This is a genomic window from Halorubrum sp. SD683, from assembly GCF_002135045.1.
GTDB lineage: Archaea > Halobacteriota > Halobacteria > Halobacteriales > Haloferacaceae > Halorubrum > Halorubrum ezzemoulense.
On sequence record NZ_NEWJ01000005.1, the window covers coordinates 26,567 to 46,537 of the forward strand.

21 protein-coding genes and 1 tRNA gene are annotated in these 19,971 nt (G+C 69.9%); 7 read left to right on the top strand and 15 right to left on the bottom strand.

All coding sequences use genetic code 11. The features are described 5' to 3' along the window. Positions 1 to 243 precede the first annotated feature (243 nt). Positions 244 to 1,539 (top strand): DNA double-strand break repair nuclease NurA, encoded by a 1,296-nt coding sequence (locus tag B9G49_RS03060; protein ID WP_086215374.1) that lies wholly within the window; start codon positions 244 to 246, stop codon positions 1,537 to 1,539. A gap of 11 nt (positions 1,540 to 1,550) precedes the next feature. On the opposite strand, the gene B9G49_RS03065 is transcribed toward B9G49_RS03060, so the two are convergent. From B9G49_RS03065 to B9G49_RS03105, 9 genes are all read right to left on the bottom strand, one after another. Continuing rightward, positions 1,551 to 2,285, bottom strand: coding sequence for a CPBP family intramembrane glutamic endopeptidase (locus tag B9G49_RS03065; protein ID WP_086215375.1), 735 nt, complete (start codon positions 2,283 to 2,285; stop codon positions 1,551 to 1,553). 80 nt (positions 2,286 to 2,365) lie between these two features. Beyond that, the gene (locus B9G49_RS03070) at positions 2,366 to 3,652 is read right to left on the bottom strand and encodes a glucose-6-phosphate isomerase (protein ID WP_086215376.1); all 1,287 of its coding nucleotides are present in this window, start codon (positions 3,650 to 3,652) and stop codon (positions 2,366 to 2,368) included. Positions 3,653 to 3,753: 101 nt separating this feature from the next. After that, on the bottom strand, positions 3,754 to 4,854 hold the full coding sequence (locus B9G49_RS03075) for a DoxX family protein (protein WP_049930856.1): 1,101 nt from the start codon (positions 4,852 to 4,854) through the stop codon (positions 3,754 to 3,756). A 97-nt stretch (positions 4,855 to 4,951) separates the two neighbouring features. Next, on the bottom strand, positions 4,952 to 5,509 hold the full coding sequence (locus tag B9G49_RS03080) for a class I SAM-dependent methyltransferase (protein WP_086215377.1): 558 nt from the start codon (positions 5,507 to 5,509) through the stop codon (positions 4,952 to 4,954). A 105-nt stretch (positions 5,510 to 5,614) separates the two neighbouring features. Then, positions 5,615 to 6,757 (bottom strand): aminotransferase class V-fold PLP-dependent enzyme, encoded by a 1,143-nt coding sequence (locus B9G49_RS03085; protein ID WP_086215378.1) that lies wholly within the window; start codon positions 6,755 to 6,757, stop codon positions 5,615 to 5,617. An 85-nt stretch (positions 6,758 to 6,842) separates the two neighbouring features. Next, the gene (gene trxA / locus B9G49_RS03090; RefSeq protein WP_086215379.1) at positions 6,843 to 7,184 is read right to left on the bottom strand and encodes a thioredoxin; all 342 of its coding nucleotides are present in this window, start codon (positions 7,182 to 7,184) and stop codon (positions 6,843 to 6,845) included. A gap of 295 nt (positions 7,185 to 7,479) precedes the next feature. Next, positions 7,480 to 7,764, bottom strand: a complete 285-nt coding sequence (locus B9G49_RS03095) for a translation initiation factor eIF-1A (protein ID WP_049930850.1) — start codon at positions 7,762 to 7,764, stop codon at positions 7,480 to 7,482. Between the two features lie 105 nt (positions 7,765 to 7,869). Continuing rightward, entirely contained in the window at positions 7,870 to 8,646 is a 777-nt protein-coding gene (locus B9G49_RS03100; protein WP_086215380.1) for an AAA family ATPase, read from the bottom strand. A gap of 533 nt (positions 8,647 to 9,179) precedes the next feature. Next, positions 9,180 to 9,254, bottom strand: a tRNA-Val gene (locus tag B9G49_RS03105). A gap of 233 nt (positions 9,255 to 9,487) precedes the next feature. Between B9G49_RS03105 and B9G49_RS03110 the strand changes: the two genes are divergently transcribed. Then, the gene (locus B9G49_RS03110) at positions 9,488 to 10,630 is read left to right on the top strand and encodes a Xaa-Pro peptidase family protein (RefSeq protein WP_086215381.1); all 1,143 of its coding nucleotides are present in this window, start codon (positions 9,488 to 9,490) and stop codon (positions 10,628 to 10,630) included. 59 nt (positions 10,631 to 10,689) lie between these two features. On the opposite strand, the gene B9G49_RS03115 is transcribed toward B9G49_RS03110, so the two are convergent. Then, complete coding sequence (locus tag B9G49_RS03115) at positions 10,690 to 12,078, bottom strand: NAD(P)/FAD-dependent oxidoreductase (RefSeq protein ID WP_086215382.1); 1,389 nt, start codon at positions 12,076 to 12,078, stop codon at positions 10,690 to 10,692. 195 nt (positions 12,079 to 12,273) lie between these two features. Between B9G49_RS03115 and B9G49_RS03120 the strand changes: the two genes are divergently transcribed. Then, on the top strand, positions 12,274 to 13,629 hold the full coding sequence (locus B9G49_RS03120; protein ID WP_049930843.1) for a sodium-dependent transporter: 1,356 nt from the start codon (positions 12,274 to 12,276) through the stop codon (positions 13,627 to 13,629). A 34-nt stretch (positions 13,630 to 13,663) separates the two neighbouring features. Here B9G49_RS03120 and B9G49_RS03125 read toward each other — a convergent pair whose 3' ends face one another. The 4 genes from B9G49_RS03125 to B9G49_RS03140 all read right to left on the bottom strand — a co-directional run bounded on the left by B9G49_RS03125 (position 13,664) and on the right by B9G49_RS03140 (position 16,360). Continuing rightward, a complete protein-coding gene (locus B9G49_RS03125; protein WP_049930842.1) occupies positions 13,664 to 14,317 on the bottom strand; it encodes an AIM24 family protein in 654 nt (217 codons plus the stop codon). A gap of 123 nt (positions 14,318 to 14,440) precedes the next feature. Beyond that, positions 14,441 to 15,106, bottom strand: a complete 666-nt coding sequence (locus B9G49_RS03130; protein ID WP_086215383.1) for a cytochrome c biogenesis protein CcdA — start codon at positions 15,104 to 15,106, stop codon at positions 14,441 to 14,443. A 16-nt stretch (positions 15,107 to 15,122) separates the two neighbouring features. Further along, positions 15,123 to 15,668 (bottom strand): TlpA disulfide reductase family protein, encoded by a 546-nt coding sequence (locus B9G49_RS03135; protein WP_086215384.1) that lies wholly within the window; start codon positions 15,666 to 15,668, stop codon positions 15,123 to 15,125. Then, entirely contained in the window at positions 15,665 to 16,360 is a 696-nt protein-coding gene (locus B9G49_RS03140) for an SCO family protein (RefSeq protein ID WP_049930840.1), read from the bottom strand. The genes B9G49_RS03135 and B9G49_RS03140 overlap by 4 nt, the downstream gene beginning before the upstream one ends. Before the next feature lie 207 nt (positions 16,361 to 16,567). Here B9G49_RS03140 and B9G49_RS03145 point away from each other — a divergent pair, with 207 nt between their 5' ends. Continuing rightward, on the top strand, positions 16,568 to 16,774 hold the full coding sequence (locus B9G49_RS03145; protein WP_004595330.1) for a cold-shock protein: 207 nt from the start codon (positions 16,568 to 16,570) through the stop codon (positions 16,772 to 16,774). Positions 16,775 to 16,989: 215 nt separating this feature from the next. Then, the gene (gene radB / locus B9G49_RS03150) at positions 16,990 to 17,697 is read left to right on the top strand and encodes a DNA repair and recombination protein RadB (RefSeq protein WP_086215385.1); all 708 of its coding nucleotides are present in this window, start codon (positions 16,990 to 16,992) and stop codon (positions 17,695 to 17,697) included. Positions 17,698 to 17,823: 126 nt separating this feature from the next. On the opposite strand, the gene B9G49_RS03155 is transcribed toward radB, so the two are convergent. Further along, positions 17,824 to 18,963 (bottom strand): CBS domain-containing protein, encoded by a 1,140-nt coding sequence (locus B9G49_RS03155; protein ID WP_086215386.1) that lies wholly within the window; start codon positions 18,961 to 18,963, stop codon positions 17,824 to 17,826. 126 nt (positions 18,964 to 19,089) lie between these two features. Here B9G49_RS03155 and B9G49_RS16635 point away from each other — a divergent pair, with 126 nt between their 5' ends. Beyond that, positions 19,090 to 19,230, top strand: a complete 141-nt coding sequence (locus B9G49_RS16635; protein ID WP_169514831.1) for a hypothetical protein — start codon at positions 19,090 to 19,092, stop codon at positions 19,228 to 19,230. Between the two features lie 57 nt (positions 19,231 to 19,287). After that, positions 19,288 to 19,971 (top strand): HAD family hydrolase, encoded by a 684-nt coding sequence (locus B9G49_RS03160; protein ID WP_049930835.1) that lies wholly within the window; start codon positions 19,288 to 19,290, stop codon positions 19,969 to 19,971.

The following is a 19,971-nucleotide window of genomic DNA, read 5'->3' on the forward strand; positions in this document are numbered from 1 at the left end:
TGAGTGATATCGCGCTGACACAATTTACCCCACGACGTTGCCGATTGTTCGGCGATGATCGAACACGTTCGTCCCGGCGGGCGGAATGACCTCATTGAGTGACACGAACTTCACCGGACGGAACCGGTTTCACTGAGCGAACTCCCGCCGAGTGAACCCCCGCTGAGCGAACTCGCGCCGGGCGCCCAGGTCGTCGACCGCGCGGCCGACGCCTTTTATATTGGTCCGGCCCGCCGTACGGTCGTGACGCTCGATCCGATCCACGTCGAGAACATCGCCCGGCTCGCGTACGGCATCGGCGGCGACGTGGACGCGACGGACCACGACGACCTCGCCGAGCGCGTCTGGCGGGAGTGGCTCCCCGAACTACGCCGCGACGGCCGGGTCGTGCTCGCGGCGCTCGGCGACCACGAGCGCCATCGGGCCGCCATCGACGACGTGGCGCTCGCCGAGCGCCCGTTCGAGGCGGTCCACGGGCTCGACTCGGGGACGATCAACCCGACGACGTTCAAGAACGGCCTCGTCGTCGACGTCGCCCACGCGGCGATGGCGAGCTCGCCGACCGACCTCGACCTCCACCGCGACCGCACCATCGTGGCCACCGTCCACGCCGGCGACTCGACCGCCGGCTTCGACAGCGAGTGGACGCGCCGCGACGAGGGCCACACCAAGCAGCGCGTCCTCCACGTCCCGCGGGTGAACCGCTACGCGGAGCGGGTCGTCCACGCGCTCGCCTTATACCTCGCGGAAGGAACCCACGCGCTCGACCACGCCGACCGGGTGGAGGACCTGCTCGTCCTCGACGGCCCCATCTACCCGAAGGAGCTGTTCACGTGGGCCGACCGCGACCCGGAGCTCGGCGCGCTCGCCCGCGAGGCGAAGCCGCGCGCGGTAATCGAGAAGTACGTCCGCCTCGTCGAGCGGTTCGTCGAGCGCGACGTGCCGCTGGCCGGCTTCGTGAAGAACCCCGCGAGCGGCACCGCCGTCCGCGCGCTCTCGCGCGCCGGCGTCGAGTCGCCGTGGCCCGACGACACCGCGCTGTTCACCCGGCTGTTGGAGCGCCGCGAGCCGTACGGGGCCGCCGGCGACGGAGAGTTCACCGACGACGACCGGGGCGCAGAGCGCGGCGCGCGGCTCGACGACGACCTCACGTTCACCACGTGGTTCCGCAGCCGCGGCGGCGCGGACGCGCCGATGGCCGCCGACGGCGACGCGCTCGGTGTCGACCGCGAGCTCGACCCCGAGCTGTACGAGCCCACGTTCATGGTCGTCTACGACCCGCGGACCGACGTGACCTACAAGCTGGAGGCGCCGTACGCGTTCACCCGCGACGCGGGGACCCGCGAACGGCTCACCCGGCAGGTGGTCGCCGAGGTGGCGGCGACCCGCGGCCCGCCGGAGCCGGTCGCGAAGGCGGACGCGCTGGCGCGCATCTCAGCCAGCGAGAAGGCGGCGCTCCGCCGGAAGTTCGAGGAGCGGCTCGGCAGCGACCAGCAGGCGACCTACGACGACCTGCGGTGGGGGAAAGAGACGTACTGAACCGGTGCCCCTCAGAGGGCCTGCGCGAGCAGCACCGCGTAGGTGACCGCGTTGTAGATGCCGTGGACCAGCCCCGGCACCACCACGTTGTCCGTCCACTCGTAGAACGCGCCGAGGACGGACCCCAACACGACCACGATACCGACGTACGCCCACTGCTCGACCGGCGTCCCCGAGACCGAGGGGAGGTGGATCAGCCCGAACGCGAGGCTCGCGATGAGCACCGCGGGAACCGCGTCGAACGCGTGGCGGACGGTGCCTTGGACGACGCCGCGGAACAGCAGCTCCTCGACCGGGCCGACCACCGCGAGCGACACCGCGATCATCGCGAGGTAGTACGGGACGGGGTCGCCGGCGGGGACGACCGCCTGATTCTGCCCGGTCGAGAGGCCGACCTGATCGAGCGCGAACAGCGCGCCGTACTGGAACGCGAAGAGGGCGATACCCCCGCCGACGATGATCGCCGCTTCGCGGGCGTCGGGGCGGGAGATCCGGGCGAGCGTCCACTGGTCGGTGATCGCGAGGTAGCCGGCGACCGCGATCGCGAACCCGACGAACTGGAGCAGCGTCTGAAGGAGCTGGTAGCCGGTCGTGCCCTCCGACACCAGCCCGAGGGAGGCGGCCAGCTCCGCGCCCGGCGCGGTGATCGCGCTCGCGACGAGGAGCGCGAACACGATCGCGAACAGGGCGCTCGCGACGCGGAACACGCGCTGGCCGACCGCCGAGGCCGAGAGGTCGTCGCTCATTACAGTGAACACGACTCGCAAGGGCTTTAGACGCACCGGAAGGGGATTGGCGCCGGCAACGTCCCCACTCGCAGAGCGGATCAGTCTATTCGCAGTTCGCGCTTCTCCGCGACCGCCTCGGCCTCCTCGAAGTCGCCGCCGCCGAGCAGCCCGCGGGCCGCCTTCTTGCCCCATTCGACGGCGGGCTGGGTGAACGTCGAGACGCTCGCGAGCTCGCCGTACAGCACGCAAGCGGCCTCCATCCCGAACAGGAGTTCGCCGAGCGCGCGTTCGTCGACGCGGTCGATCTCGACCCGCACGTTGGGGACGTCGGCGGCCGCGAGGCTCGCCTCAGTCGCCTCGAACTCGGCGTCGAGCAGGCCGCCGAGCGACGAGCCGCCGAGGTACGCGAGCCCGTCGAGGTCCGTCTCGGGGATCGGCGCGTCGGCGCGCTCTGTCGGCCGGACGAGCGTCACCAGCTTGTCGGGTGGCCCGGCGCGGTACAGCTGGAGCTGGGAGTGTTGATCGGTCGCCCCGAGCGCGCGCGCCGGGGTCTGCCCTAGCCCGTCCTTCCCGAGGCTCTCGGCCCACAGTTGGGCGAACCACTCCGCGAACGTCTCCAGCGACTCGGCGTACGGCATCACGGCGTTGGTGAGCGCGCCCCGCTCCGCGAGCGCGTACGTCGCCGCCCCGTAGGCGTACGCGGGCGAGTCGTACAGCGACCCGGCGAGCGCGTCCATCCCGTCGCGGCCCCCCGCGAGGACGGCCTCGATGTCGTGGCCCTGGAGCGCGGCGACGGCGAGCCCGACCGTCGACAGCGCCGAGAAGCGCCCGGGGACGCCGTCGGGCACCGGGAGCGACGGAAGGTCGTGGCGGTCGGCCAGCCGGCGGAGGTTCCCCGACTCGCCCGTCGTGACGAGGGTGCGCTCGGTCCAGTCGACGCCCGCGTCGGCCATCGCCTCGCGGACGACGAGGAAGTTCGCGAGCGTCTCCGCGGTCGTCCCCGACTTCGACACCACGTTGACGACGGTGTCGTCGAGCGGGAGGTCGGCGAGGCGGCGCCGCGTCTCGTCGGGGTCGACGTTGTCGAGGACGTACGCGTCCACGTCGCTGTCGAGGGCGTTCGACAGCGTCGCCGCGCCGAGCGCGCTGCCACCGATCCCGACCGTCAGCACCGCCTCGGGGCGGTCGAACCCCTCGACCGCGGCGTAGATCGCGTCCGGGTCCGCGGTCTCGGGGAGCGTCAGGGCGGCGTACCCGAACTCGTCGTCGGCCATCCCGGCCGCGATCCGCTCGTGCGCGGCCGCGACGCGGTCGTCGAGTCGGTCCAGCGTTGCCGTCGTGAGCCCGGGCGTCGTCGCCAGGGCGTTGCCGAGGTCCACTCGCATACCTCCCTCACCGCGCGAGAGTAACTTAAAAGCCGGCGGGGGGTCGCGGTCGCGGCGCCCGCCTGCGGTCGTGGCCCGTCACGGACGAGCACCCGTCGCAGTCAGTCCGCCGCGACCGCCGAGTCGTCGCCGTCGAGCGCCGGCCGACCGAACCAGTAGTCGAACGCGAGCGGGCCGGAGCCGAGCGTGAACACCGCCGACGCCATCCCGAACAGCGCCACGTGCGCGAGGACGGGATCGTCCGGGAGCCCGAACAGGGTCGTCGTGAACAGGACGAACGAGAGCGCGGCCGCGCCGCGGGTGAAGAAACCCGCGATCAGCGCGAGCCCCACGGCGACCTCGGTCACCCCCGCGCCGACGACCCACAGCCCCGGGTCGACCGGGACCACCGCCGTGAGGTCGTACTTCTCGACGACCTGGAGCGCGCTCGCGGGGTCGGCGAGCTTCTGAATGAGGCCGAGGTAGACGAACGAGACGCCCATCCCGACCCGGAGCACCGCCGGGACGTAGCGCCGCAGCGGGGCCGTCGACTCGTCGAGGAACGACTTGAGGTACTGGACGGGGTCGACCCGGCCGTAGTATGAGCCCGGCGTGCTCGCGACCGCCAGCAGCATGTCGTCGGCGCTCGGGCGGCCGCCGCCGAGGATCAGCAGCGCGAGGAACACCGGGACGTACTCCACGGCGAGGAAGACGAGGGGGTCGACCGCGAGGAACACCCACGCGTACGTCAGCAGGCCGACCGTCGCGGTGATCCGCGTCGCCAGCCCGAAGAGGGTGAAGAACCCGAGCCCGATGAACAGCACCCGGAGGAGCGGGCTCGCCCCGGTGTCGAACGCGAGCGTCGGCGCGAAGAGATACCCCTCGAAGCCGGCGCCGACGAGCGGGAGCCCGACGGCGAGGCGGAGCATCCACGGGACGAGGTCGGCGTACCCGGCGAGCTTTTCGCGGAGGACGACGATGTCGACGATCGTCGGTCGCACCCAGAGGTACGCCGCGATGCCGACGAGCCCGAGCGCTCCGGACCCCGCGAACAGCGCCGCGTTGAACGGGTCCGAGAGCACCTCGACGACGAACGCCACAGCGTCGAGCGGGTCGCCGGAGTCCTCGGTAACGTAGTCGACGTGGGCCGCGGCCGGTCGCGCGGCGAGCGTCGCGAACATGGCGAGCGCGGCGACGGCTACCGATCGGTGACGGACGGACATACCCCTCGTACGGGCTGGATACACCTAACGGTATTTCTTCACGAACGTTCGAATGCGACGGTGTGGCGGCGGTTTCGGACAGATACGGGACGGTCGTTTAGGGTGCCCGCGCGACGACGCCGAACGTTTCGGTCCGCGTCTCGGCGCGCTCGATCTCGAACCCGGCGTCGGCGAGCGTTTCGCGCGCGTCGCGCGCAGCGAAGCGCTCGTCGACCGGCGGCCCGTGGTCGCCGTCGCCGTCGGCCGACCAGTCGAACACGACGAGCCGCCCGTCGGAGCGGAGGACGCGGGCGAGCTCGCCGATCGCGTCCGGACTCGCGAACTCGTGGTACGTCATCGTCGAGCACGCCCCGTCGAGTTCGCCGTCGGCGAGGGGGAGGTCCGAGACGTCGCTCGCGACGAGGTCGACGTTCTCCGGGAGCCCCTTGTCGCGGTAGTACTCGTGCATCTCCGACTGGACGTCGACGCCGTAGACGGTCTCGGCGTGTTCGGCGACGGCGTCGGTGTAGAAGCCGGTACCGCTGCCGAGGTCGGCGACGACCGCGGCGCCGACCTCGACCAGCGGGCCGATAAGCTCCTCCGCGGAGACCCATCGGTAGCGGCTCGGGCGCTCGAGCTGCGACGCCTGCTCGGCGTCGAACGTGTGGAATCCCATGGGCGGTATTGCGCGTCGAGTACTAAAACGCGTCCGGTCGAGGCGCGTGCGACTGAGCCGACGCGACCCCGCGACGTGGAACGGGACGGCGACCCGTCCCGCCGGTCACCACTCGGGTTCCAGCGCGTCGAGGAGCCGGTCGACCTCCGCCTCCGTCGAGACGGCGTGGACCGACACCCGGATCCCGTCCGGGTGCGGGAGCGACCGGACGACGATGTCCCGCTCGCCGAGTCGCTCGACGGTCGCCTCCGGGTCGTCGACGTCGATCGTCACGAGCCCGGACTCGAACGCCCGCGGGCTGAGGAGTCGGTCCTCGGGGACGCCGTCCTTGAGCCGGTCGGTGAGCGCCTCGATCCGCGCCTCGATCGCGTCGAGGCCGACCGCCTCGATGGCGTCGAGCGCCTCGACGAGGCCGACGTGCGCCGCCGCCGTCGTCGTCCCGACCTCGAAGCGCCCTGCGGCCGGCTTGAACTCGATCTCGTCGCCGGTCGGGTCCTCGACGCCGCGGTAGCCGACCGCGTGGGGCGCGAGATCGGCCGCGGCGTCGCGGTCCACGTAGAGGAATCCGGCGCCCCACGGGCCGAGCGTCCACTTGTGGCCGGCCGCGGCGACCGCGTCGGCGCCCCACTCGCTCACGTCCATCGCGCCCTGCCCGGGCGACTGAACCGCGTCGACGAGGGTGAACGCGCCCGCGTCGTTCGCGACCTCAACGAGGTCGGCGACGGGGAGGCGGGTGCCGTGGGTCCACGTGATCGCGCTGAAACAGACGAGCCGGGCGTCCGCGACCGCCGCTGCGTACTCGTCGCGGTCGACGCGGCCCGCCTCCGTTTCGAGGACGCGGACTTCGACGCCCTCGCGTTCGAGGCGCTTCCACGGGAGGACGCCTGCCGGGTGTTCGAGATCGGTCCGGACGACCACGTCGCCCGGTTCCCAGTCGATCGCGCCGGCGACGCGGGTGATCCCGTCGGTCGTGCTCTCCGTCAGCGCGACCTCCTCGGGGTCGGCGCCGACGAACGCCGCGATCCGCTCGCGAACGCGGTCGTACGTCTCGAACGCGTGGCCGTACGGGTCGGTGGTCGCGGAGCCGTACTCGTGCTCCTCGATGAAGGACCCGGCCGCCTCGACGACGTACTCCGGGCTCGGCCCGTGCGCGCCGAAGTTGAAGTACGCCGCGTCGCCGAGGGCCGGGACGTCCGCGCGGAGCTCTCTCGGGGTCATACCGTCGTCGTCGAGTTGGATCGTTCTCATGGTGTCGGTTTCGGCGACTCGGGCCGCGATGGCCGGCGCGGTCCCGCGTCTCGGGTGTTCAGTGTGTGACGCCTGTCGGACCGATTCAGGCGGTGTGTTCGCCGACCGCGTCGGTCAGCGCCTGCTCGCTCTGCGCGCCGACCATACGCTCGACCGGCTCACCGTCGGCGAACACGAGCAGCGTCGGGATCCCCTGGACGCCGTACTCGCCGGCCAGGGCCTGGTGGACATCGACGTCGACCTTCAGCACCGCCGCGTCGGTGTCGCTCGCGACCGCCTCGACGGCGGGCTCCATCATCCGGCACGGACCGCACCAGTCGGCGTAGAAGTCGACGAGAACGACATCGTTCTCGGCGACTCGGTCGCCGAACGCGTCGGCGTCGTCCAGCTGGATCGGTTCTGCGGGAGCGGCTTCTGTCGAACTCATACCACCGGGTACACGCCCGGGACTGATAACGGTTTTGGATATAGACCACAATACTACACACTACGGAGGATGAGCCGGAGCGACTCGGCCGCCCCGGCCGCTCTCGATCGGTCCCGATTCCGGCGGAATCGGTGGCCGTCGCCGTACTGACCGTATCTTTCCGCCGGCCGGTTCGGGGACCGAGACGACCCGCTGCCGGGTCGCGGCGTAATCGAGAAGAGCGGCGAGAGCATCGATCGGTGACAACACAACTGCGCGTCCGGGGCGGTCCGCTCGCCCGACGAGTCGGGCGTCGCTACTGGATGTGGCCTTCGCGGCGGAGCTGGTCGGCGTCCTCGTCATCGTACCGCCACTCGACGTTCGCCTTCTCGTCCTGCCAGTCCCACGGCTCGGCGAGGACCACGTCGCCCTCGTTGATCCACGTGCGGTACTTCATGCGGCCGGGGATCCGGCCGAGTCGTTCCTCGCCGTCGGCGCAGCGCAGTTGGACGTGGTTGCCGCCGAGGTGTTCTGTCACTACGGCGAACACTTCGTCGTCGTTGGGCATGCGGAGGTTCTTCCGCCCGGATTCTTCGCTCATACCTTCCGTTGTGCGCTCGCCCGTATAAGTGATTGGAGACGCGTGTGTGCGCCCGTCACGCGATCCGTTCGCACGACGACGGCGCCCCGGGGCGCCGGACCGACCTCACTCCGCGTCGGTGAGCGTGGTCGACCGATCGTCTCCGTCGGCAGTCGAATCTTCGACGGCCGTACCTTCGCCGGTCGCGTCGCCGTCGGTCGCGTCGCCGTCGGTCGCGTCGTACCCGGCCGCGTCGTACCCGGCCGCGCCGCCGTCGGTCGCCCGCTCGCCGAACGCCGCGTCGACCTGCGCGAACGTCTCCGCCTCGGTCCCGGAGTTGTCGACGACGACGTGCTCCGACGCCACCTCGTCGAACAGCTCCTTGAAGTGGAGGTGGATCTCGAAGTCGGCGTCGCTGATCCCGTCTCGGCGCTCGATCCGGCGCTCGACGACCGCCTCGTCGCAGGCGACCTCGACGAGGTCGAACTCGGCCGCGGCCTCGGCGGCCGTCTCCTGGGCGTCCGCCCGGAACCGGGCATCCGCGAACGTCGCGTCGAGGACGACGGCGCCCCCGTCGTCGACATCGTCCTGAGCGCGCGCGAGCAGTTCGGCGTAGACCGCCTCGGTCTCCGCGTCGGTGTACTCCGGGTCGTCGAACAGCTGCTTGCGTATCACGTCGGTCCGCCGGATCCGCCCGTCGACGTGGTCGGCGATCCGCTCGGCGACGGTCGTCTTGCCGACGCCGGGCAGCCCGCAGACGACGACCAGTCGCCCGGTCGACGCGCCGTCGTCGGCGACCGGGGCGGACGAGGTCGGCGACGCCGGATCGAAGGAACCCGCCGTTTCACCGCTCGAAGCGGGGGATTCGGTTCGGTCCGACGGTCGACCGCCTCGGTCACTCATCTACCGCTATTCTCCGGGGTGAGGTAAAAGAAACTTCTCATTAGCCACCCCCGACCGACGCGGTGAGGTCCCCCGGCTCGCGGCGGATCAGGACCCCTCGACGTACCGCCGGATCAAGCGTCCGTCCCGGGTCGTCCACCGATAGCCGATGGAATTAATCGAGTATCGTTGCGAGAGCAGCGACGAGCAAGCCGACGATGGTTCCGACGAGGAGGCCGGAAGCCGCGGCCATAGTCACAGAGAGGTACAGTGACAATCCGGTTACCGCCACGACCGCGACGATTACAACCGGGAGTTGTAGCGCAAATCGGGAGCCGAATTCGGAGGTGACCTCGGATCGGAAACTTATGCTCGGAGGGAAGAATCTCTGCTCAGAAAATCTCCCCGAACGACGGGTTTGCGATCACAGTCTGATGACTCGTTCAGTGTTCAGTTAGACAGAATAACGCACTGCCTCCGCTGAACTCGTCGCTATATCGTCCGGTGATTACATCCGGGACTCCCGCCGTCGTGTGGTATCGGCCGCAAGAAAGTGGGTTGGGGCGGATTTGAACCGCCGGCCTCCTCCATGTCAAGGAGGTGTCATAACCGGACTAGACTACCAACCCGAAGGGGCTTACTGACGCGTCTCGTCGTTTCCGTGGGACATAATTGAACCTTTCGTTTCGAACCGCCCGCGGGGCCGGCCCGGCGGCTCGATCGGGAGACGGCGCGGCGACGGTCGCGGCCCAGGCGGGTCGTCGGTCGGTGTCGACCGGACGGCGGGTACGGAGCGGTCGCACGGCGTCCGCGCGCAGACGGGTTCCGACCGGTTTTACCCGTTCGGCGACAGTCCGTCCGTATGGTCGACCTTGCCGCCCGCACGGACAGGCTGGACGCCTACCTCGCCGAGCGCGGACTCGAAGCGGTCTGGTTCGCGCGGCCGAACGGGTTCGCGTGGCTCACCGGCGGCGACAACGTCGTGGACGCCGACGCGGCGACGGGCGTCGCGGCCGCTGGCTACGACGGCGAACTCCGCGTAATCGCCGACGACATCGAGGCGGACCGGCTCGCCGACGAGGAGCTTCCGGACGCGTTCGCGGTCGAGTCGTTCCCGTGGTACGCCGACTCACTCGCCGCGGCGGTCGCCGAGCGGTCGCCCGCGCCCGCCGCCGCGGACTTCGACGTGTCCGGCTTCGAGGCGGTCGACGGGAGCCGGCTCCGACAACCCCTCACCGACGACGACGTCGAGCGGTACCGCGAGCTGGGTCGGGAGGTCGCGGCCGCCGTCGAGACCGTCTGCCGGAACCTCGAACCCGACGACCCGGAGTACGAGGTCGCGGCCGGCATTGACATCTCGCTCGCCTCCCGCGACGTGGACACGCCGGTCGTCCTCGTCGGCGGCGCGGAGCGAGCGCAGGCGTTCCGCCACTACACCCCGAGCGACGCCGCGCTCGGCGACTACGCGCTCGTCTCGGTCACCGCGGAGCGGGCGGGGCTCTACGCCTCGATGACGCGGACGGTGGCCTTCGACGCGCCGGACTGGTTCGAGGAGCGACACCGCGCCGCGGCGCGCGTCGAGGCCACCGCGATCCGAGCCACCGAGGCCGCGGCGGCCGGGACGCTCGTCGGAGGAGACGGTGACGCCGCGTCCGCGGACGCCCCCGACGCCGCCGGCGACGTGTTCGAGGCGATCCGAGAGGCGTACGACGCGGTCGGCTTCGCCGACGAATGGGAGAAGCACCACCAGGGCGGCGCGGCCGGGTTCGCGGGCCGAGAGTGGATAGCGACGCCCGACGGCGACGAGCCCGTCCGGTGGCCGATGGGCTACGCGTGGAATCCGACGGTCCGAGGAACGAAAAGCGAGGACACGCACCTCGTCGCGCCGGACCTGACGGAGCGGCTCACGAAGACCGGTCGGTGGCCGACCCACGAGACCGAACCGGTTGACGTGGCGGGGATCGACGCGGAGCCGGTGGAGCTGGCGGCGCCCGTGATCCGGTAGCGGGACCGGTCTCGTCGGGGGGCAGCGCCGCCGGCGACGCGGTCGACGGCGTCCGCGGGTCAGTACACGTACTCGCTCTCGTCGATGCCGACGTACCCCTTCTTCACCCGGCGCTTGTTCCACTTGTAACCGACCAGCAGCTTGAGCGACTCCCACCCGGAGCGGTACGGCTGCGAGAGGAGGTCGTCGCCGGTCTCGGCGGCGAGCATCGCGTCGGCCGCGGCGATGACGCGGTCCCAGTCGGCGGGCTCGTACTCCGCGACCATGTCGGCCATCGTCACGTTGCGGACGACCTCGTCGCCGATCGCTTCCTTCCAGCGGCGGTTATACGAGGCCAAGTCGCCCTCGGCGGCGAGTTCGCCCGCGATCGCGCCGGTTCGGACCGCGACGTGATCGCCGCCCTCGTGGAACGCCGACGTGGTCCCCATCGCGCCGCCCGCGACCGCGATGCCGGCCTCCACGGGCGAGTCGATCGGCCGGGTAGACGAGATCGGGTACGTCTCCGTCCCGCCCCGCTTGCCCGCGTCCTCGACGAGCGGGAACTCCTCCTCGATGTCGTACTCGTCGCCGTACTGCCACTCCAAGAGTCGGCGGATGTACTCGCCGCCCTGCGGGATCGACTCGTCGTCCTCGCGGAGGAGGGCGTACTCCGAGGCGTCGATCTCGTCGATGTCGAGGCCGATCGGCATCGTCAGCCCGACCCGGCAGACACGGTCCGCGTTCGGGAATATCCACGGGTACGCGGTCTCGCCCGGCATCACGCCCCACCAGAAGACCAGCGCGTCCTCGACCTCCTCGAACACGTCTTCGGGAACGCGCCGATACTCCTGATACGCGATGTGGTTCGCGGTCCGGGAGGCCAACCGCTCGGAGGCCTGCGCGTCCGCGGGCAGGTACTCGTCGAGGACGCGGTTCGTCACCGTCCGCTGCGGGCCGTCGGTGAGAACGACGAATTCGGCGCCGACGGTGCCGCCGTCCGCGATTTCGAGCGTGTGGCGCGGATCGCCGTCGGCGGGGCCCACCGAGAGGTCAGTGTCGACGCCGCGGACGGAGGTCCCGACGCGGTACTCGGCCCCGGCCTCCTCGGCTCGGTCGCGGAGCCAGTCGTCGAACCGCGCCCGCTGGAAGGTGTAGCCGAACTTGTCGTACGAGGAGTCGATGCCGGTGGAAGTGAGCGTCGCCGACTCGTCGGGCCCCCGGAACTCGGCGCGGTTCAGCTCGCGTTGAATTACTCCGTCGTCGAACTCGTCGGGGTGGATCCCCATGATGTCCACCCAGTAGTCCAAGATCCCGGCCGCGTCGGTCGAGTCGGGACCGAGGCCGTCGCGGTCGGCTCGGGGGACCCCTTTCTCGACGACCAGGGCGTCCGCCCCGCCGGTCGCGGCCGCGTGCGCCGCGGACGACCCGGCCGGCCCGCCGCCCACGATCGCGACATCTACGCGTTCCATACCTCGTGAGGTCCCTGTCCGGCTATTAAATTCACGGTCCCCGATGCGGGTCCGACCGGCCGACGTGTCGACGGACGCACGGCGGCAAACGTTCGTCTCCGGGCCGGTGACCGATTGATCATGTTCGATTATCAGCAGTAAGCGGCCCAGAGAGACACGTTTTTATCGGGGAGAGGGATTTCATCCAGCACACCAATGGCACGCGAGACGTGGGCGACGCGGGCGGGGTTCATCCTCGCCGCGGTCGGGAGCGCAGTCGGGCTGGGGAACATCTGGCGGTTCCCGTTCATCACCGGCCAGTACGGCGGATCGTCGTTTCTGATCACCTACCTCGCGTTCGTCGCGCTGATCGGGTTCCCGGCGATCCTCGTAGAGTTCGTCATCGGGCGCCGCACCGACCGGAACCCAGTCGGGGCGCTTCGGGAACTGGGCAGCGGCGTCTGGTCGTCCGCCGGCTGGCTGTTCGTCGTCACCGGCTTCATCATCCTCTCGTACTACAGCGTCGTCGCGGGGTGGTTCCTGCGCTACACGCTCATCGGGATCACAGAGGGCTTCACCGTCGCCGACCCGGCGGCCGCGGACGCGCTGTACGAGTCGGTCTCGACCGGGCTCGACACCCTCCTCTTCCACGCCATGTTCATGCTGCTCGTCGTCGGGATCATCGCCGCCGGCGTCAGGCGGGGGATCGAACTGAGCGTGAAGGTGATGGTGCCGGCCATACTCGTCCTGCTCGTCGGACTGGCCGCGTACGGGTTCACCCTCGACGGCGCGAGCGCGGCGTACGCCTACTACCTCTCGCCCGACTTCGCCACAATCGCCGCGAACTGGACTGAGATCCTCCCCGCCGCCGCCGGACAGGCGTTCTTCACGCTGTCGCTCGGGATGGGCGTGATGATAACGTACGCCTCCTACCTCGGCGAGGACCGGAACCTCGCGGCCGACGCCGGGATCATTGCGGCGCTGGACACGCTCGTCGCCGTCCTCGTCGGCTTCGTCGTCTTCCCCGTCCTCTTTTCGATCGGGATCGAACCGGGCGCCGGCGGCCCGCGGACGATCTTTGTGAGCCTCACCGCCGCGTTCGCGGGCATTCCCGGCGGCCGGATCCTCGGCGTCGTCTTCTTCGGCATGGTCGGGATCGCCGCGCTCTCCTCCGCGATCAGTATCCTCGAGGTGCTCGTCTCCTACCTCATCGACGAGGTCGGTGTCGCCCGGGTGCCCGCGTCGGCCGCGCTCGGAGCCGCCGTCTTCCTGCTCGGCGTCCCGGTCACGATCGACTCGATCTTCCTCGGCCTGTACGACGGGCTCGCGGACGGGATCCTGCTCGTCCTCGGCTCGCTGCTGCTCGCGCTGTTCGTCGGCTGGGTGATCCCGGACGTCGGCCGCGAGGAGCTCAGAAAGGGGATCGCTGACGGCGCCGGCCTCGACGCAGTCTGGATCTGGGCGGTCCGGGTCCCGATCCTGATCGTCGTGGTCGTCGTGCTGTACCTCGGCGTCGTCGACTACGTCGGCTTCCTCACCGGCGACTTCGCCGGCTGGCTGGCGGCGCGATAGCCCCGGGCTACCGGGCTGACTTCCCGTCGCCGCCTCAGACGTGTTCCTCGCGCGGCTGGACCACGACGAACCCCTCGCCGCCGAAGCGCATCTGGTAGCGCTCGCCCGACTCCTGGCCGATCATGTCCGAGAGGCTGCGGTTGACCTCCACGTCCGGCGACGTGCCGCTCCACGCGACGGTCGCGCTCGGGTCGGTCGACACCGGCGGTTCGAGGACGATCGGGTCGCCGTGGGTGGTGATCGCGACGTAGCCCGGCCCCTCGAGGTAGACGTTGCTGAAGCCCCCGGCGAGCGCGCCAGCGAGGCTGTCGATCGTGTTGATCTCGTAGGAGAGCGACTCCTCGAAGGCGAGCACGTCCTCGCCGTTGACCGTGATCGACTCGCCGGCGTCGAGTTCGACGACTTGGACCTTCTTGCCGTCGTCGGCGAAGTAAACGTGGCCCTGCCCCTCGACGGCCATGATCGGCGTTCCTTCGCTCGTAGCGGCCTCCTTGAGGAACCCGGTGATACCGCCCTCCGCGGAGGCCTTCCCGGTGAAGGACACGTCGCCCGTGAACGCCACCATCGAGCCGGCCTTCGCCATGACGGTGCCGTCGACATCGACGTCTAGGGTGTAGCTGTTCTCGCGCTGGAACGGTTCCGCGCTGTCGGTCGGTGCGTTCGCGGCGGTGAACTCGTCTAGGTTCATGATACGGGGACCGAACCGATCGGTTCGGCTGTACGGAAGTTCCGCTGTATCGGTTAAGAATCTACGGGACCCGTTTCGGGGAGCGAGACGCGGCCCGTCCGTGTTCGGGAGACGAGTCCGGCCTCAGTACACGACCAGCGAGAGGTACAGCTGGCCGATCCCCGCGACGATCATCACGGCGCCCGCGATCCGCTTCAGCAGTCCCGCGTGGTTCATCACCCGGTTGGCGTTGCTGACGAGACCGACGCCCGTCGCGACGGTCGTCGCGGCCATCAGGACGGCGACAGTTCCGGCGTAGACGCCGAGGAGGAGTACCGCCGTCTCGGACGGGAGCGCGATCGCCCGGGCGACGACGCTGAGAAACACCGGGGCCACACAGCCGGCGCCGGCCAGTGCGTACCCCGCGCCGAAGACGCCGAACCCGAACACGCTCGACCGCCGCTCCGGCAGCGGCACGGATATCGACGGCGCGCGCCCGGAAACCACGAGCAGTCCGAAGGCGATCAGCAGCCCGCCGACGAGCGTCTCGAACACCGTGATGTTCGACAGCGTCGAGTAGCCGATCCGGACGGTCGCGCCCGCGAGCAGCGCGAACGTCGCTAACACGCCGATCGCGGCCGCGATCCCTCGAGCCCCCGCCCCGACGACGGACGCGGAGTCGGCGTCGACGGAGTTCACGTAGAAGCCCACGTATCCCGGCAGGAGCGGGTACGCGCACGGCGAAAAGAACGTTGTCACACCCGCGGTCACGGCCAGCGGGACGTTTGTCGCAAGCGAGACGTCGGTCATGAGTCGGGTCGCCCCGTCATCCGTCGAGCGCTTGCCGTATACCCTCGATGAACTCCTCGGTGGTGTGGGTCCCGGACGTGGCCCAGCGGACGCGCCCGGAGGCGTCGACGGCGCGCGCGCTCGGGTAGCTTCCGACGTTGAGTCGCGCCGCGAGTTCGGCGGAGACGTCGGCGGCGACGAGCCAGTCGCCGTCGTTCTCCCGCCACCAGTCGGCCACCGTCTCCTCGCTGACCGCCTCACCGACGGGCTCCGTCGTCACCGACACGAACAGCACCTCGTCGCCGATCCGATCGTGCGCCTCCGCGAGGGCCGGCATCTGCTCGGCGCAGGGCGGACACCACGTCCCGAAGAAGTCGACGAACGTCGGTCGGTCCGGGGCGGGCAGCGTCACCTCGCCATCGCGGCTCCCCGGCGCGTCGACCGTGTCGAGCGTTATCGGCTCGACGAGTTCGGGCGCGTCGTTGCCACCGAGCGCGTCCGGTACCCCGCCGGTCGCGACGGCCCCCGCGCCGCCGAGGACGCCGACGCTCGCGAGCCCCGCCAAGAGGTGCCGTCGCCTCACGCCGTGACCACCCGTCGGAAGTCGTCGACGATCCGTTCGACGTCGGTGGCCGGCCCGCGCGGGTACGCCCGCTCGACGATACCCCGCTTGTTGACCAGCAGGATGAGCCCGTAGTGCGGGAACGCGTACTCCAGGTTCTCGTACTGCTCGCCGTCCGTCTTCTCGATCTTGAGTCCGAAGTTCTCGTCCATCAGCTCCACGCCCGCCTCGTAGCTCTCCGGGCGGAGGAAGTGCCAGTTCCCGGCGTCGAGGTCGACGCCGCGCTGCCCGGCGTACTCGCGGAGCACGTCCGCCGTGTCGCGCTCCGGGTCGAAGGTGAGCGGGAGGAACGCGGCCTCGTCGCCGAACCCCTCTTCGGCGGCGACCTCCTGAACGCGCCGCAGCCGGAGGATGAGCGCCGGACAGACGCCGTCCGGACAGTTCGTGTAGAAGGACGTCCAGAGGAACGCGCGTTCCCCTTCGAACTGCGTCGTCGATATCTCCTCGCCCGCGATCGGGTCGGGAACGGTGAACTCGGGCATCTCGTCGCCGTGGATCGGGTGGACCGGCTCGCCGCGATTCTGTTCCGGCGGGCCGAGGATCGTCCCGTCGTCGCCGGAGTCGCCGAGGACGCCGGCGCAGCCGGCCGTGGCGGTCGCGCCGGCGGCGGTTCCGGTGGCGGCGAGCGATCGGAGGAAGTGGCGGCGCTCCATGTCGTTGCCCGAACTACGTAGTCGCTCGTAAATGAACCCCGCGGCTGGTTGCGCGCGGTGAACACGACCGCGACCGCCGCAGACCGGCGAGACGCCCCTGAGAGACGGCCGTACACGGAATATCCCCGATAGACGAACGTCCGGAACCTCCGTGGTACCGTGGCCCTCGCAAGGGTTATCCCCAAACGGGCTGTACGTCTATTCGCAATGGCAAACGGTAAGGTTGATTTCTTCAACGACACTGGCGGCTACGGTTTCATCTCGACTGACGACGGCGACCTCGACGACGACGAAGACGTGTTCTTCCACATGGAAGACGTCGGCGGCCCGGACCTCGAGGAGGGTCAGGAAGTGGAATTCGACATCGAATCGTCCCCCAAGGGACCCCGCGCGACGAACCTCGTCCGCAACTAACCCCCACGTAGCGGACGGCGCGTCCGCACGCACTACCGGATTTCGGCCGTCGTTCGACGCGAATGGCGCCTATCTCCGTTTCTCTCACACTTATCACACCCCGACGAGCGCCGGCTCTCTCCGACGGGGAGCGACTCATGTCGATGTGGGACGGCGCTCTCCCGACGGCGACGCGATCGACCGTTTAAATACGAGCGCGGGCGGATCACTTCACAGTGAGCGATCCGATCCCGACCGGCTGTCGCCCGGTCGACGAGCTGTTGGGCGGCGGCTTCGAGCGCGGCGTCGTCACGCAGGTGTACGGGCCGCCGGCCGCCGGGAAGACGAACCTCGCGCTCGCGGCCGCGGTGGAGGTCGCGGCCGGCGGCGACCGCGCCCTCTACGTCGACACCGAGGGGCTCTCGATCGATCGGTTCGAGCAGCTGGCCGCGGGCCGCGCCGACGACCCGGACACCGACGAGACGGTCGATTCGATCGCCTCGCGGCTCGTGATCTCCGAGGCGTACGACTTTGACGACCAGCGCGAGGCTGTGCGCGACGCCGAGGAGCTCGCCGAGGAGGTCGAGCTGATCGTGTTGGACTCCGCGACGGGCTTCTACCGGCTGGAGCGCGCCAGTGACACCGAGGGCGGCGAGTCGCTCCGGAAGGTCGCGAAGCAGGTGACGCACCTCCTCTCGTTAGCCCGCCGTCACGACATCGCTGTGATCATCACGAACCAGGTGTTCACCGACCCGGACGGCGACCGCGACCGCGCGCTCGGCGGGAACACCCTCAACCACTGGACCGGGGCCATCCTGCGCGTCGACCGGTACCGCGGTGGGAACCGCCGTGCCACCCTCGAGAAGCACCGGTCGAAGCCGGCCGGCGACACCGCGACCTTCCGGATCGTCGGCGACGGACTCGCCGAGGGCTCGGACGCGTGATCGGCGGGGAAGAATGAGACGCAGCGACGGAAACGCACGCCGGAGACGGTCCCGTCCCGGCGGTGCGGTCGGGGTCTGTCGACGGCGACGCGAAGCGCGCGTCCGCCGTCGCGGGTCGCTACCGACTTAGAGGTCGCCGAGCTTCCGGAGGAGCTGGCCGCGGTATTCTTCGTCAGCGTTGACGCCCTTGATCTCCAAGACGTTCCGCTCCAGCTTGTCGAGCGCGACGTGGAAGGCGTGTTCGGCGCCGTACCCCTCGCCGGAGCCGCCGACCTGACCCTCGTTGGTGCGGAGGCGGATCTGACACTGGATCAGGGGCGTGCCGCGGAGCTTCTCCTTGTGCGCGTGGAGTCGGACGTGCGCGTGGATGACGTGCATGTCCGCGTACTTGTCGGCGACCTGCTCGATGGACTCAACGATGTGTTCGCGGGAGGTCCCCTCCAACAGGTCGACGTTGGTGATCTGGACGTCCATCGAATCCTGTTCGGTGAACGTGAGCGCGCGCAGCACGTCGGTCTTCGTCACCATCCCGGCGACGGTGTCGACGCCCTCGGGCGTGACGACTAGCCCGGAGACGTCGTTGTCGAACATGCGCTCGACGACCGCCTGGGCGGTCTCGGCGTTCCGCGCGGTGACGACGGGGCTCGACATGATGTCGTAGACGGGGATGTCGAGCATCCGGTCGATGTCGCCCGCGCGGTCGCCGCTGCCCTGTCGCTCCTGGTCGCGGACGACGAACTCCACGATGTCGTTCGTGGTGACGACGCCGACGAGGTCGCCGTCGTCGCCGAGGACCGGCAGTCGGGAGACGCCGTTCTCGCGGAGGCGGTTGATGGCGCGCCCGACGCTCTCGGTCTCACCGATGCCGATCACGTCCTCGGTGGCGATCTGGCCGACGGTGATCGCGTCGAGGCTGTCGAGGACGGCCTCGAGGATCTGGTCGACCGTGACGATACCGAAGAGCTTCTCGTCCTCGTAGACGGGCGCGATCTTCACGTCGCCCTCGACGAGGAGCCGGGCGGTCTCGCGGACGTCCTCGTGACGGTCGACGGAGGGCGCCGGCTTCATCACCGCCGACACCTTCGTGTCGTCCTCCATGCGCGAGCGCATGAGCTGTTTCTCCCCGACGACCCCGGCGTACTCGCCGTCCTCGACGACGACGATCCCCTTCGGGTTCTCTCGCTCGAAGATAGAACGGACCTTGGCGAGACGCTCGTCGACGTCGACCTCGACGTATTCCGGCACTGCGATATCAGAGATGTTCATGGTCCGTTCTGAGAGTTCGACGGGACGGGTATTGAAAGTGCGGGAGTTATCGCGCTCGCCGGGGGCGGTCGTCAGCCGCGCGCAATCCGCCTGAAGGTATTTGAGCGTCGACGGCGAAGCGATCCCGTGAGGCTCTCGACCGCGCTGATCGCCGTCGGCGTCGCGCTGATCGTGATCCCGCTCCCGGTACCGATCCCCTTCGTCGGCGTGATCGTCGGTGCGCTGGCGCTGCTCGCCGGGCTCTTCCTCCGGCTCTTCGGCGTCTGAGGCACCGACCGGCCGACGTGTGAAACCTTTTTGCCCGTTACCCACCCACGGCGATGCGTGTACGACGCCGTCGTCTTCGACAACGACGGGGTGTTGGTCGGGCGGACGCCGTTCGACACGCTCCGCGAGGCCGCCTGGGACGCCTTCGTGAGCCTCGGCGTCGAGGACCCGGACCTCGCCCACGTCGACGACGTCGCCGTCGGGGTCGACCCCGCCACCCTGGCCGACATCTGCGAGCGCTACGGCGTCGACCCGGCGGAGTTCTGGCGGGTCAGAGACGAGGTCGCGTCGGCGGCGCAGATCGACGCCGCCCGGGAGGGACAGAAGACGCCGTACGACGACGTGGACGTCGTCCGCGCGCTGGACGCCTCCCTCGGCGTCGTCTCCTCGAACCAGCAGGCGACCGTCGACGCGCTCTTGGACCACTTCGGGCTCGCGGACCACTTCGAGGTCGCGTACGGCCGCGACCCCTCGGTGGCCAGCCTCTCGCGGAAGAAGCCCTCGCCGTACTACATCGAGCGCGCCCTCGAGGACCTCGGCGCCGAGACGGCGCTGTTCGTCGGCGACAACGAGTCGGACGTGCGCGCGGCCGACAACGCGGGAATCGACTCCGCGTTCCTCCGCCGCCCTCACCGCCGGTCGACCGAACTGGACTGCCACCCGACCTACGAGATCGACGACCTCCACGACCTCGTGAGCATCTGCGGGCGAGCGCCGCCCGACGCCGACGGCGGGATCTGA